Source organism: Coleofasciculus sp. G1-WW12-02 (genome assembly GCF_040219735.1).
In the GTDB taxonomy this organism is placed as follows: Bacteria; Cyanobacteriota; Cyanobacteriia; order Cyanobacteriales; family Coleofasciculaceae; genus Coleofasciculus.
The window spans coordinates 39099-53875 of record NZ_JAVJRX010000116.1; the positions used below are offsets into that span (position 1 = coordinate 39099).

Annotated in this window: 13 protein-coding genes; 9 read left to right on the top strand and 4 right to left on the bottom strand. The window is 44.9% G+C overall.

Annotated elements, in window-relative coordinates; all coding sequences use genetic code 11:
- Positions 1-81 precede the first annotated feature (81 nt).
- The 4 genes from RID09_RS18995 to RID09_RS19010 form a co-directional block, all read right to left on the bottom strand.
- Positions 82-2238, bottom strand: a complete 2157-nt coding sequence (locus RID09_RS18995; protein ID WP_446337488.1) for a PAS domain-containing protein — start codon at positions 2236-2238, stop codon at positions 82-84.
- A 385-nt stretch (positions 2239-2623) separates the two neighbouring features.
- On the bottom strand, positions 2624-2746 hold the full coding sequence (locus tag RID09_RS19000) for a hypothetical protein (RefSeq protein ID WP_446337489.1): 123 nt from the start codon (positions 2744-2746) through the stop codon (positions 2624-2626).
- Between the two features lie 311 nt (positions 2747-3057).
- A complete protein-coding gene (locus RID09_RS19005) occupies positions 3058-6864 on the bottom strand; it encodes a hydantoinase B/oxoprolinase family protein (RefSeq protein ID WP_446337490.1) in 3807 nt (1268 codons plus the stop codon).
- A gap of 4 nt (positions 6865-6868) precedes the next feature.
- Positions 6869-7231, bottom strand: coding sequence for a hypothetical protein (locus RID09_RS19010; RefSeq protein ID WP_446337491.1), 363 nt, complete (start codon positions 7229-7231; stop codon positions 6869-6871).
- Positions 7232-7478: 247 nt separating this feature from the next.
- Here RID09_RS19010 and RID09_RS19015 point away from each other — a divergent pair, with 247 nt between their 5' ends.
- The 9 genes from RID09_RS19015 to RID09_RS19055 all read left to right on the top strand — a co-directional run bounded on the left by RID09_RS19015 (position 7479) and on the right by RID09_RS19055 (position 14682).
- Positions 7479-7754, top strand: a complete 276-nt coding sequence (locus tag RID09_RS19015) for a helix-turn-helix transcriptional regulator (RefSeq protein WP_446337492.1) — start codon at positions 7479-7481, stop codon at positions 7752-7754.
- A 233-nt stretch (positions 7755-7987) separates the two neighbouring features.
- Complete coding sequence (locus RID09_RS19020) at positions 7988-8182, top strand: hypothetical protein (RefSeq protein ID WP_446337493.1); 195 nt, start codon at positions 7988-7990, stop codon at positions 8180-8182.
- Between the two features lie 234 nt (positions 8183-8416).
- Positions 8417-8968, top strand: a complete 552-nt coding sequence (locus RID09_RS19025; protein ID WP_446337494.1) for a hypothetical protein — start codon at positions 8417-8419, stop codon at positions 8966-8968.
- A gap of 12 nt (positions 8969-8980) precedes the next feature.
- Positions 8981-9592, top strand: a complete 612-nt coding sequence (locus tag RID09_RS19030) for a hypothetical protein (RefSeq protein WP_446337495.1) — start codon at positions 8981-8983, stop codon at positions 9590-9592.
- A gap of 15 nt (positions 9593-9607) precedes the next feature.
- On the top strand, positions 9608-9859 hold the full coding sequence (locus RID09_RS19035) for a UPF0175 family protein (protein ID WP_446337496.1): 252 nt from the start codon (positions 9608-9610) through the stop codon (positions 9857-9859).
- 383 nt (positions 9860-10242) lie between these two features.
- Positions 10243-11445: an RNA-guided endonuclease InsQ/TnpB family protein gene (locus tag RID09_RS19040; RefSeq protein WP_446337497.1), complete on the top strand. Its 1203-nt coding sequence runs from the start codon at positions 10243-10245 to the stop codon at positions 11443-11445.
- A gap of 99 nt (positions 11446-11544) precedes the next feature.
- A complete protein-coding gene (gene nblR, locus RID09_RS19045; protein WP_446337498.1) occupies positions 11545-12246 on the top strand; it encodes a response regulator transcription factor NblR in 702 nt (233 codons plus the stop codon).
- A gap of 36 nt (positions 12247-12282) precedes the next feature.
- Positions 12283-14037, top strand: coding sequence for a hypothetical protein (locus RID09_RS19050; protein ID WP_446337499.1), 1755 nt, complete (start codon positions 12283-12285; stop codon positions 14035-14037).
- A gap of 78 nt (positions 14038-14115) precedes the next feature.
- Positions 14116-14682, top strand: coding sequence for a DUF192 domain-containing protein (locus RID09_RS19055; protein ID WP_446337500.1), 567 nt, complete (start codon positions 14116-14118; stop codon positions 14680-14682).
- Positions 14683-14777: the final 95 nt, after the last annotated feature.

Genomic DNA, 14777 nt, shown 5'->3' on the forward strand with positions numbered 1-14777 from the left:
TTATTTCGTTATAACTATTCAACGAGAAAAGAACGAATTATTACTGTATAATTAACTACAAAAATCAATCACTCATCTGACTCAAGCGCCGATGGCTTGACGTAACCATTGAATTTGACTCCATTGTTCCGTTTTATGGGTTAGCTTTATGGGGATTTCAATGATAAACTCTGTCCCGATACCAGATTGAGAATTAAAGGTAATTTTTCCTTTGTGTTTTTCAATGATTTGATAACTTATCGCCAATCCCAATCCTGTCCCTTGTCCTACAGGTTTGGTGGTGAAAAACGGTTCAAATAAATGCTCTTGCAAATGGGCGGGAATGCCTAAGCCATTATCGGATATCCGAATAATAGCGGTCGAATTTAACTCAGAAATTTCCGTACTAATCTTAATCTGGGGTTGAAAGGAATCATTCTGTTTGTTTTTTTCTTCTAACGCATCAATGGCATTATTCAATATATTGATAAATACTTGATTAAGTTGACCCGGATAACATTCAATTTTAGGTAATTTACTGAATACTTTAGTGACTTCAATCGCCGCTCGGTTGGGCTTTTTAGTGAATCGATTCTGTAAAAGTATTAAAGTACTATCCAACCCCTGATGTAAATCAGTTGTCTTCATTTGTGCTTCATTTAAGTGCGAAAAATGCTGTAGCGATCGCACAATTTGCTGAATCCGAACTACGCCGTCTCGAATAGAGTTGAGGGCTTTGGGAAAGTCTGTCCTGAGAAAGTCAAGCTCAACGGCTTCCATTGCATCTTGAATTGGGGCATTTGGGTGAGGATAATGCTGTTGATAGAGATCGATCAACTTGAGCAAATCCCGCCCATATTGATGGGCAAAGCTAACATTTCCGGCAATAAAGCTGATCGGATTATTAATCTCATGAGCAATACCCGCCACTAACTGTCCCAAGGATGCCATTTTTTTCGTTTGTACCAACTGCGCTTGGGTATTTTTAAGTTCACACAAGGCAAGTTCTAACTGATAGGCTTTTTTTCGTTCCCCGGCTTCTGACTCCCGCAAAGCCTCGTCAGCTTTTCTGCGATCGCTAATATCCCGATGAGTCCCCGTCATCCGTACTGGATTACCCGCTTCATCCCACTCAAAGACTTTACCACGAGACAAAATCCACTTCCATTCCCCAGTTTTACATTGCATACGAAATTCGACTTCATAGGTAGGAATTAACCGATCAAGATAAGCATTCAATACCGCTTTCACTCTCATAAAATCATCAGGATGCACCAACTTCTGAAAGGATTTAAAGTTATTTTCAATCTCGTCTTGTTCATACCCCAGCATTGTTTTCCACTGAGGATTAAAATAAATATATCCAGTGGTTAATTGCCAATCCCACAAACCCAAATCGCTACCAGATAACGCCATTTGCAGTCGTTCTTCGGAAATGCGTAAGGCTGACTGAATTAAAACCTGTTCCGTAATATCATTAAGGGTGCCTGTGGTTCCAGAAACCGTACCATCGGCGGCAAAATTTGTCCGCGCCTGTACCTCCAACCAGCGAATGTCACCCGATTTTGTCAGATAGCGCACCGTAGGGCGACAGGATTGTTTAACTCCAGTAATCAGGGAATCAAAGTTGTCTCGCCCCTTTTGCCAGTCATCAGGATGAATACCCTTTAAAAATGATGTACCGATACTTTCAGCGATTGAAAAGCCAGTAATTTCTGTCCAAGCCCGATTTAGAAATGTCCAATGTCCCTGGGTATCGGTTTGGAAAATGACTTCTTTGACATTATCAAGAACGGAACAATATTTTTCCTGATTCAGACGTTGAGATTCTTGGCGTTGCTGTTCGTCAATAGCATGACGCAATGCCCGAATAAATCGGTAACTTTTGAGATTTTCTGTCACCTGATCATCGGGTGTCCCCGCTTGAATAACTTGTAGGTTTACTATTTGATCTTCCTCTTCCTTAGTGCTTAATCCGAGAATTGGCAGAGTTAAGCCTAAATGTTTGATCTGAGTAACAGTATCGAAAAGGTGAGGATCAGTCGGGGAAACATGAACAACGAGAAGATCAAACTCTTCCTGACTTAATCGAGCTAGGGCTTGACGGCTCTGCCTAACTTGTTGAATAATAAACGAATATTGAATTTCAGAACATAATCCTTCTCCCAATAGTTTTAGGGTTTGGTAACCCTCTTCGACGATGAGAACCTTTAGCGATATAGGGTTCGGGTTGAGCGTAGGGTCTAGCACCGATAACATAAGATATGCCTAAGAATCTGTTTCTACTCAGTTGGACTGTTATTTAAGAGGGAAGATAGTGCTGTAACAAGTTAAACTGTGATAGTTTATTAACTGAACTACAGTTAGCACGCCTACTCTGCTTATAATTTTTATTCAAAATGCTTTAAAATCTCTGCCAATTTATTCAAATCCAGATAAATTTGGTAATGGGTTTGCTCTAAATAGAACCTCAGTTCAATAACCAAAGTTGGAGGTGAAACTACGCCGAACGCGGGTATTTTTTGTAGCTTTTGTTACTCTTTTTCAGGAATTCCAGCCTACAATTTTAATAACTGAACGGGTACTCTAGAGGCAGTAAGACGACACCCACAAAGTCGGTCAAAAACCTAGTATCAGTGATCCCTTAAGTAAATGCATTCACCTTTCCTAGCTTAGGGCTGATTACAGGCTTATTGGCTTTTCCCACACTGGACGAGTCATTCCCTTGAACATTTTTCTCTGAACTTGACCGAAGTTGTGACTTCATGATAATTAGGGATTTGGTCATCAATTCATATTTTTAATATAGATTTAATTTATGCTTAATATAACTTAAACTTACTAAGAAACTATTCGTTGTTCGTTGTCATTTATCGGGGGTAGTTGACTCTACTTACCTAGTGCAAGAAGGCAGAAATAACGCCAACAGCTAACATCTCCCCCAGCTCCCTCTGCTCCCAGACGTGCCATGGCACGTCTCTACATGCTCCCCCTGCTTCATCGTATCTACGAAGCTGCTCAAGTATTTCCGGGCGTAAGCCTCATCCATCTTGCTTAGAAAAATCACCCGATATCCCTTTAATCAGAAACACCAAATCCTCCACCTCCAGGCGTCTCAATCACAAAAACATCTCCCGCCTCCATTTCCACAACCGCCGTATTTCCTAATTCCTCAACCGTTCCATCCTGACGTTCCACATAATTCTTCCCCACAGCACCCGCTTCACCACCCTGTAACCCAAATGGTGCAACAATCCGATGTCCCGATAAAATTGCGGCTGTCATCGGTTGCAAAAACCGCATCCGCCGAATTACACCATTTCCCCCACAATGCTTTCCATTTCCACCACTATTCCCGCGAATACCAAACTGTTCTAATACCACCGGAAACCGCCATTCTAAAACTTCTGGGTCCGTTAAACGAGAATTAGTCATGTGGGTATGTACCGCATCCGCCCCATCAAACTCCGCCCCAGCACCAGAACCGCCACAAATGGTTTCATAATATTGATAATTCTGATTACCAAAGGTAAAATTATTCATCGTCCCCTGAGATGCAGCCATTACCCCCAATGCCCCATATAGCGCATCGGTAATCACCTGGGATGTTTCCACATTCCCCGCCACAACCGCCGCCGGATAACGGGGATTTAATAGACAACCTTCGGGAATAATAATGTCTAGGGGTTTGAGACATCCAGCATTCAGGGGAATATCATCATCGACTAAAGTACGGAAGACATAGAGAACCGCCGCTTTACACACCGCCGCCGGGGCATTAAAGTTATTCGATAACTGGGCGGATGTCCCGGTAAAATCAATCGTAGCACGGCGATTTTTCCGGTCAATGCGAATGGCAACTTGAATCTGTCCACCTGTATCTAACTTATAGGTAAAACTGCCATCTTTGAGAACATCAATCACCCGCCGCACCGACTCTTCCGCATTATTCTGAACATGACCCATATAGGCTTGTACTGTGTCTAAACCCGACTGTGCCACCATTCGCCGCAACTCTTGCACGCCTTTTTCATTGGCAGCAATTTGAGCTTGTAAGTCCGCGATATTTTGGGTGATGTTTCGCACTGGGTAAGTGCCAGATAGGAGTAATTTAGATAATTCTTTTTCTCGGAAACGTCCTGCCTCTACCACCTTAAAATTATCAATTAATACCCCTTCTTCGTCTACAGTTGTACTATCCGGTGGCATCGAACCAGGGGTAATTCCACCAATATCCCCATGGTGTCCCCGTGAAGCGACGTAGAATAAGGGTGTCGAATTTTTATCCCCCCTTGCCCCCCTTTCAAAGGGGGGTGTATTTGAGTCAGGGGAGGATGTAGGAGTGGGTTTTGTCGAAGATTGATTGGTTTTATCAAAAGTATCGCTAATCCCACTTTCTTCCAGGAAAACTGGGGTAATTACCGTGACATCAGGTAAGTGTGTCCCACCATTATAGGGATTATTAATCGCGTAAACATCTCCAGGTTTGAGACTATCACCATACGCCTCAATTAAACTGCGAACGCTTTCACTCATTGAACCCAAATGCACGGGAATATGAGGGGCATTAGCAACCAGTTGTCCTTGTCCATCAAAAATAGCACAGGAAAAATCTAACCGTTCTTTAATATTTACCGAGTAACTGGTATTTTGTAGCGTGGTTCCCATTTGTTCGGCAATGGAACGAAATAGATTATTAAAGATTTCTAGCGTAACCGGATCAGGCTGGGAAAGTTCTGACTGTTGACTGTTGACTGTTGACTGTTGACTGTTGACTGTTGATTGTTGCGTCTTCTTTAAAATTAAATGATTCCGTTCAGTTACTTCAGCTTGCCAACCCGGTTCAATCACATTGGTTCCCGTTGTTTCAATAATTAATGCTGGCGCGGTAATAGAGTCTCCCGGTTGTAAATCGTCTCGCTTAAATACAGGTGTTTCGTGCCATGCATCGGCTGTATACATTTGCACCTTGGCGACAGATTGCGGCGGTTCTGAGCGGTGACGCTGAATCACGGGTTCTTCTGGCACATCCATCTGTTGGATCACTTCCACAGATACCGAATCCACAATTAAGGCTTTCTCTTCCACAATAAAACCATAACGCTGGCGATGCGCCTCCTCAAATTGCTGCCGCATCTCATCCACGCTACCAAAATCGACAATTAAGGGTGAGTCTGTCCCCTGATATTTCAAATGCACTTTGCGGATGACTTCACTATCAAGTGGTGTGGATTCTCCTATATGAGTCGTCGCAATTTCATCTTTACCGGCTGTTGTTAACTCGGCGAATATTTCCGCTAACGGAGTAATATCTGGTGTCCCTACCGATAGTAACTCCTCGGTTAATTGGGCTTCTACCGAACGTTCCCGCAATGTCCGCACATCTGCCAATCCCATCCCATAGGCAGATAATACCCCCGCATAAGGATGAAGAAATACCTGTTTCATCCCCAAGGCATCAGCAATTAAACAGGCATGTTGTCCCCCCGCGCCACCAAAGCAACACAAGGTATAGTTTGATACGTCATAGCCTCGTTGTAAGGAGATTTTTTTAATCGCATTTGCCATTTTTTCGACGGCAATTGCCAAAAACCCTGCGGCGACGGCTTCGGGTGTTCGGTTATCTCCAATATCTGCGGCTAGTTGACTAAATTTCTCTCGCACCACCTGGTCATTTAAGGGTAAATTGCCATCAGATCCAAACACTTTAGGAAAGAACTCAGGTTGCAATTTCCCCACCATCACATTGCAATCAGTTACGGTTAACGGACCCCCCTGAGAATAAGAGGAAGGACCGGGATTTGCCCCCGCTGATTCGGGTCCAACTCGATACCGCGCCCCATCAAATTTCACGATTGAACCGCCACCCGCCGCTACGGTATGAATGGACATCATGGGTGTGCGTAACCGGACACCTGCAATCTCGGTTTCAAAGGTGCGTTCGTATTCGCCGTTGTAATGGGCGACATCGGTAGAAGTACCGCCCATATCAAAACTGATAATCTGATCAAATCCGGCTAGTTGACTGGTTTGTACTGCCCCGACAATACCACCCGCAGGACCGGATAAAATACTGTCTTTTCCCTGAAATGTGCGGGCGTCTGTGAGTCCACCATTGGACTGCATAAACATTAATCGGATCGATTGTTGATTATTGATTATTGATTGTTGACTGTTGATGTCTCCGGTTAATTGATTGGAAACTTGGTTAACATACCGCCGGAGAATGGGGGATAAATAGGCATCGACAACGGTGGTGTCACCCCGGCTGACTATTTTCATCAAGGGTGTGACGTCATGGGAGACTGAGATTTGAGTAAACCCGATCGCACGGGCTAAGTTGGCAAGTTCCTGTTCGTGGCTCTTATAGCGATAGCCATGCATTAAGACGATGGCACAACTGCGAATTCCGCTATCATAAGCGGCTTGTAACTGCTGACGAGTGGCGTCTATCTGAAGGGGAATTAATTCGTCTCCGTGGGCGCTGTAGCGTTCCTCGACTTCAATCACCCGTTCGTAGAGCATTTCTGGCAAGATAATCTCACGGGCAAAAATATCGGGGCGGTTTTGATAGCCGATGCGGAGGGCATCTCGGAAGCCTTTGGTGATGATTAAAATGGTGCGATCGCCTTTTCTCTCTAGTAAGGCATTTGTGGCTACAGTTGTCCCCATTTTCACGGCGTCAATCTGTTCGGTGGGAATTGGTGCATCAGCTTTAATTCCCATCACCTCGCGGATTCCCTGTACTGGCGCATCGGTGTAGCGATCGGGATTTTCTGAGAGTAGCTTGTGAATTACCAATTGTCCATCAGGGCGACGCGCCACAATATCGGTAAATGTGCCGCCGCGATCAATCCAAAATTGCCAGCCGTTATTAGATGTCATGGGTCTATTGCGAATGCCCTACTGTATGCCAGCACCTTTTCCAAAAATTGTATAATAATTCGGCATCCTGGTCATTGTATTGCTGATTGTGCCGTTTGCGATCGCGCTCAATAGTAAGCCACAATTGCTGCAGTTGTTGGCAGGTGGTGCAGTGTTGAATTTGGCAGGCGATGGCGTTGAACCATTGGCGTAATTGGCGATAGCTGATGAATTGTCCGCCTTTGTCGCGGCGATGAACAAAGACGATATATGCCCAAGATTCCACACGCACGATTAGGTGTTTGGGGATTTTCAGGAGTCGGGCGATACTGGTGACGGTGATCCGGAATTTCTGGGCGGGTTGGAGGCGGCGAAATAAAGGTGTCATGATGGCTTACCCTGTTGATTGATGGCTGCAACATCCGTGGCGACGCGATGAATTTCGGTCACTTGGGATTTTTTCGGCGAATAGTTGATTAAGATGAGACACTGAGAAGGTAAGACCAGCCAGCCACGCCCTATCTTGACGCAACTGTTTCAATCGTCTGGTCTTTTCTGTTGTCATCACATGTTATCGTGTCACGTTTATATTGCTTTTGTCAAGATGACATGTTGGCGTGACAAAAAGTAACACCATGACCAAAAAACAGTCAAAAGAAGCTGAGTCTCCGTTAAAGATACTCAGAGAACAACTCAATTTAACCCAAGAGGAGTTAGCCAGACAGTGTCGCATTCCGTTGCGAACCTATGTGCGCTGGGAGACGGGTGAGGCGACTCCTCGACCGACGATTCCCCAAGTCAAAGCCTTATGTCGGGAGTTGGGTATCCCGATTGAGGAATTGCCCGATCAGTTGGGACCGGTGCGAGTTTCGGCTAAAGACAATCCGCGATCGCAATCTGATGATGATTGAGAATGAAGCCCTCAAAGCCCTGAACTAAAGTACTCTTCGAGAATAAAAGCTTAAACCCGTTTTAACGGGTTCAAAGATTTACTTACTCCTTGAGAACGTGACTATTTGCTTTGAACTTAAATATAATCCTAAACGCTTAAGCGTGTCAACACTTGTTTAAGCGAGAAAGCCAACTGTAACGAATCGTAAGGTGTTACCATTTAGGCGAAGTGTTAATTAGAAAGCGAACTTGAGTGCCTAGAGCCAGCACTGCTATAGGGGTTAGTCCCGTTATTAAGGAACAAGTACAGAAACAGGCGCAATCAACCCGATTGACCCTCAAAGAGGTTATTTACATGGGAATGCTGGCGATTGATGAACTCAGCGAACAGCGCCGCCAGGAATTAGCCGATAAAGTCCATCAGATGCAAATCAACGGCGAAATTTGAGCTTTAGCGACACAGAGGCGAGAATTTCGGCGGGGATTGCTGTGGTGGATTGAGGATTAACTTAGCACCAGTGCGATCGCAAGCCACGAAAAGACCCTGATTAAACCACCGAAATCACTTTTGCCTCCACCAATTTAGGTGAGGTACGTGATCTTACACACTAATTGCTTCAGCATCTCCTGTACAAGTGAAGGCGTACACAGTCCCTACATAGGACATAACAGGAGATGAGTGATGCTAAAAAAAGCTGTTGCATATAGCCGGGTAGGTCAAAAGGGAGTTCGTGTTGCATCGGGTGTTGCAGAGAATCCCTCAGAATTCGTCCGCATACGACAAGGTGAAATTACTCAACGCTGGCAGGATTTTTTAGCTCGACTAGCCGCTCAGGATGATTTTGGTATAGGATTGGCTGAGGTAGGCAAGCGCGAGGTTACAGCAACAGATCTGGCAGCACTTACAGCCTTAACAGGATACGAACACGCAATTGTTATATTAACAGATAACAGAAGAGTTCTGATTAATATGGGTTCTTACAAAGGAGGAGAGCTACCACCTAACACTAAAATACTACTAATGCACTCACACCCTGATGATCATGGCACTGGAATGGCAAAATTCATCTCTGAGGATGATGTAAACGCTTTAGTGTACTTGAATCAACGTTACAGCTATATGGTCACAGTTGATGGAACAGTCTACCGTTTCACCAGGGATACACCTTCATGTAGTGTGGCAAGGATTGTCAGGGAACTTAAGTACAGTGGATGGGTCAAACCAGAAACTTAAGAGGATGAAACCATGCCATTTTTTATTCAAAATGTAACAAAATGTGCTATCTGCGATCAGGTAATTGATAATCGTTATGATGCAGCACAACTCCCTTATATTCATCCAAAGGTCTCAAGCTCCCTGGCACAGTTAGCAAGAAGGTTTGTACATCGGTCATGTTGGCAAGAATGGAAAGACGCGAACTTATTTTCAACGGCAGCATTTAATCTAGCCAAACAGGTAAATTCTCACGACACCCCCCTCAAAATTGAGTTTGCCAGCGATGGATTAATTGTATTTTGGGTCGCGGCTATGAATAGCTATCGATTGCAAGATTTTAAGTTACTTGTGACGATAGATATTCCTGTATCAGAAGCATTCAGAATGGGGAATCATATTGTTTCGGCGTTTTTGAAAAATGATTTTCCCAGTACGTTTTTAATTGGGGATTATATCTGGAAAGTCAGACGCGATGATTCGGGAAATGTTGAATTCACTATCAAGGAAGGAGGGCAGATTGCCGATAAATTTGTCGTTCCCATAGAAAGACAGAGTTGCTGGGTAGATGCGATGAAAGAAATTATAGAGCAAGGAACTCAGAAGTTAGGTGAGATTCCGACGGTGAGTACATCGGGTTACTAGAGGTTAGGTGTGTTCATGAGTACAATTCAACTCGATATTCCTGAAGAAATATTAATCATTCTCAAAGACACACCCGAAACCATTGCTAGAGAACTCCAGCTATTAGCCGCCGTAAAACTCTTTGAACTGGGAAAACTCTCATCTGGACGCGCCGCTCAATTAGCCGGAATCTCACGAGTAGAATTTCTGATGTTACTAGGGCGTTATCAGGTATCTTCCTTCTCTTTAACCCCAGAAGAATTAGAACAGGATGTCAACAATGCTTGAATCCCTGCTCATTGTCAACATATCACCCCTACTCTATCTCCACCAAGTTACTCCGCCTCGGAATCAATTCCGAGGCTCATAGCGAAAGTCGTCTGAAGACGACTAATAATAAATCCCAAGTTACCGTGAGGTAGGCAAGAGCAACAAACGATAACATAAGCATTTCCAGGGTGATAATTCTTGCCCACCCTACATCAAATTTATGTATTGAGGCGGGTTCAAGAGGTGAGTGACAACCCACTCCAAAAGGAGCAGGATAATTCAGCCAACGCCCAGTCATCTTTCGCAAGCGGCTGGAGACCCTCGCTTTTAGCGACGGGAGGAAAGCCGCGCCTCCGGTTACCGTTTACAGTTTTTACAGGGAATGTGATAGAATGTGAGGTATGACTCAACGCGCCTACCGATACCGCTTTTACCCAACGTCGGAACAAGAACAACTCTTGCGCCGCACGTTGGGTTGCGTTCGTCTAGTTTACAACTTGGCGTTGCATACTCGAACTGAAGGTTGGTACGAAAGGCAGGAGCGGATTGGCTACAAACAGACATCCGCCATGCTGACAGATTGGAAAAAGCAAGAAGACTTGCAGTTTCTCAATGAAGTTAGCTGCGTACCATTGCAGCAGGGATTGAGAAACTTGCAAAAAGCGTTTACCAATTTCTGGGCAGGTCGTGCTAAGTATCCCAACTTCTTGAAGTTGCGTAACGGTGGTAGCGCTGAGTTTACCCGTTCTGCTTTTAAGTGGAAAGATGGGCAACTATGGTTAGCAAAATGTCGCGAACCTTTACCAATTCGCTGGAGTCGAACCCTTCCAGAAAACTGTGAACCTTCTACGGTTACAGTAAGGCTAGATGCTTCTGGACGATGGTTCGTCTCTCTATTAGTTGAGGATCATACGGTTAAGACGCTTCCTCAACTTGACAAAGCTATTGGAATTGACGCAGGCGTCACCTCCTTGATAGCGACCAGCGATGGGGAAAAGATTGCTAATCCAAAGCATTTTAAGCGGCTAAAACGCAAGTTGAGACAAGCTCAAAAAGCATTGTCTCGCAAAGTTAAAGGTTCAAATAATAGGGAAAAGGCGAGGCAGCAGGTTGCCCGAATCCATGCTCAAATCGCCGACGCCCGTAAAGATTTCCTTCACAAGCTAACGACTCGACTGGTACGTGAAAATCAAACGATTGTTGTCGAAGACTTAGCAGTGAAGAATATGATGAAAAACCACAAGTTAGCTCAAGCAATTGCTGACGCAAGCTGGAGCGAACTGGTTAGACAGTTGGAATACAAGTGCCAGTGGTACGGTCGATTACTGGTTAAGATTGACCGATGGTTTCCCAGTTCTAAGCGCTGTGGACATTGTGGTCACGTCGTTGATAAATTGCCGCTTAATGTTAGGGAGTGGAATTGCCCAGAATGTGGAACTCACCACGACCGAGACATTAATGCCGCAAACAATATTCTAGCCGCAGGGCTTGCGGTGATAGTCTGTGGAGCGAACATAAGACCCGATGGACATAAGTCCAAAGGGCAGTTGCGAAAAACCTCTCTCGCTAGTCTCAGGGGTAGGAAGCAGAAACTCAAATCGTGAGGTTTGGGAATCCCTCGTCTCCGGCGAGGGAGGATGTCAAGCTAGAACAATAGAGGAAATTCCGGTGTTAAACCCAACGACTCATCACCAGCGCCATCTATGCAATCTGCTCCCCTTGACGGTAATCCCTGTGTTTTGCTCGTAGAAACCGATGAAACCCTAGCTCAACGCATGAGCCTAGATCTAACAGAAGCTGGCTATCATACGGTTATCGCTACAGATGCGCCCAGTGGCTGGCATCAAGCTTGTCAACTCCAACCCGCTATGATGGTTGTAGATCAATCGCTTTCTGGTTCTGGAGAATCAGGTTTGAGTTTATGTACTCGCTTGAGAAAAGCGGGTTCTCGTGTCCCTCTAGTCTTACTCATCACTCGCGACGCGATCGAGGATCGAGTCGCCTGTTTAGAAGCGGGTGCTGATGATTTTTTCCTGAAACCCTATCGCGCTGACGCCTTTTTGCAGATGATACGTCTGTATCTAGAACCCGATACCAATACGAGTGAACAAGTCAGATTTGGGGATTTGGCGTTAGATTTGACGACGCGCCGCGCCATGCGGGGAGGACGAGTGATCGATTTGACGATGAAAGAGTTTGAACTGCTTAAGTATTTGATGACTCATCCCCGTGAAGTTCTAACTCGCGAACAGATTCTGGAAAATGTTTGGGGATACGATTTTCTGGGGGAGTCTAATGTGATTGAGGTGTATATCCGTTATCTACGTATCAAAATTGAAGATGAGGGCGACAAGCGCTTGATTCAAACAGTCCGGGGTGTGGGTTATGTTTTGCGAGAATCCTAGAGGGAAAGTCAAAAGCCACAAGCCAAATGAACTACTATGCTTCTTACTCTACGCGATCGCATCGGCAACTGCAATCCGCAACTTTTGCGAGAACTCGGAAGTCGTCTAAATCTCTCCAATTTTGGGATTGCTCTAGCCATTTCTCTGATCGCTCAACTATTAGTAAGCCTGTACTGCTGGAGTCCAACATCGTCTACCTCTGCTCCGATTAACTGGCAAAGCTGGTGGAAAAATCTCTTTCTCAATCTCGGTTTAGTCGGAATTTGGCTCCTAATTGTCGCGGGAACCTATCTGCTGGTTAAGGATTTAGCCAGCGAGAAAAAAAACGGTACGCTTGACTTTATTCGCTTTAGTCCTCGATCAACCCAGAGTATTCTCATCGGTAAGATGCTGGGAGTGCCAATCGTACTTTATGGCATCATTATTTTTGCACTACCCTTGCATTTGTGGGCAGGACTAGCGAGTCAGATTCCCTTGAGCCGAATTTTCAGTTTCTACGGAGTTTTAGTTGTTAGCTGCTTTTTCTTTTACAGTGTTGCCCTGCTCTATGCTCTAGTGGGGGACTGGCTTAGTGGAATTCAGCCTTGGCTGTTCAGTGGTATGGTTTGGGCATTTCTTTGGCTCAATCTATTCGATACAACCCACGCTCAATACCTGCTTTCACCTGCTAACACGTTGGTTTCTATAGCTTTTGACTCTCCTGAGTATGATTTGAGCTATCTTGAGGATGCGAAATTTCTACTCATTTTAATCGGTTTCCCTTTGCAATTCGTACACTGGTTTTACGTTCCCGTTGGCGAAAGGCTGATTACCTTAATCGGATTGATTTTATTTAACTATGCCTTCTGGACGTACTGGATTTGGCAAGCTCTCGAACGTTGTTTTCCTAACCCTAATGCAACGCTGCTGACGAAGCGACAAAGTTATGTGCTAGCTGTATGCTTTGGGGTCTTGCGCTTCGGCTCGGCTTTAGACCATCACCGCTATGATTCAGATTTCGATTTTGGGGATCACTTAGATGGGGTAATTAGTCCGTCTCTTGGTCAGCTCTGTCTATTCCTATTTCTCATCGTCGCACTGTCACCGAGCCGCCAAGCTTTGCTGGATTGGACACGCTATCATCAACAGAGGCGCACAAGGGGCAAGAATTTCTGGAATCGCGCTTTACTTAAGGACTTGCTATGGGATGAAAAAAGTCCGGCATTGCTAACCCTTGCCATTAATCTACTTATTACTGTCCCTTGCATTGTTCCTTGGATTTGGAGTTGGCCCGATTCTTATTTCAAGCATATTAAACCGGAAGCGTTTCTGGCGCTTCCTTTGGAGGCATGTATGATTTTGATTTTTGCGGCAATTGCTCAACTGATGATACTCGTACCCACTCGCCGCCCCGCACTCTCAAACCTCTGCATACCGGGGGTAATCATCTTTTGGATTGTTGTCGCTAATTTCGCTGGTTATGATTTTGGTCTGAGTCTGTCTTGGGGGTTTCGCTCTAGTAGATACAGTGAATTCAGTCTAATTTTTATCATTTTCTGCACCACTCTCGTCGTTGCAGCACTGATTGCTCAACTCGCAATTCGGACATCCCTTGGCATCAGCATTCCAGGTATAACTATTATCGGAATAACCATAGCTTTCTCCCTGGGGAAGTTCGGCATTGAATTTTTCCTCTTACCCCTGTTTCTTTGCGAGTTATATATACTAGGATTGCTTAGCTGGCAATTGACGCGACAACTACAACGGGCGGGCAAGCTACCAACAAAAGCGCCATTAACCAGAGTTTCTTAGAACCTCGGTTCAGTGCTAAACAGTTAGGATATTTATCATTAATTGCACCAATACTTATTCAGCAAACCCTACTGATTCATGAACTATCATATTCGCCTATTCGGAATAACCCTGAGTCTGATACTGCTTGGATGTTCGGCTTCCGGCTCAAACAATGTCGCCGATGGAACACTCTTGAAGTCCGGCGAACGGCTTCCAGAACCGCCATCCCTCTCCTCGTCACCTCCCAATTCCGGTCAGATGTTACCCATTAGCGCTCAAACTCAGATCGGTGATCAGCAGATTTTACTCGAAGTCGCTAGAACACCTGGACAACAGCAGATTGGATTAATGTATCGCACGGCTTTAGCACCAAACCGAGGGATGTTGTTTCCCTTGAATCCGCCGCGACCTGCTACGTTTTGGATGAAGAATGTGAAAATCCCCTTGGATATGATCTTTTTGCGAGATGGCGAAGTCAAAGCGATCGCGGCAAATGTTCCCCCCTGCACTGCTAATCCCTGTCCTACCTACGGTCCGGGGGTTCTGGTTGACCAAGTGATTGAACTTGCCGGTGGACGAGCCGCTCAACTGGGTCTCAAGGTGGGCGATCGCATCACAATCACCATCCTAGAGGATGAGATTAATCCATCGCCAGAATCTTAAATTTTGATTAACATCATTGAGAAAATAAATAAACGATGTAAAGATTTTTCTACGAAATTACGTTAACATTTCGTAAGATAGATTTCTAATCTAAG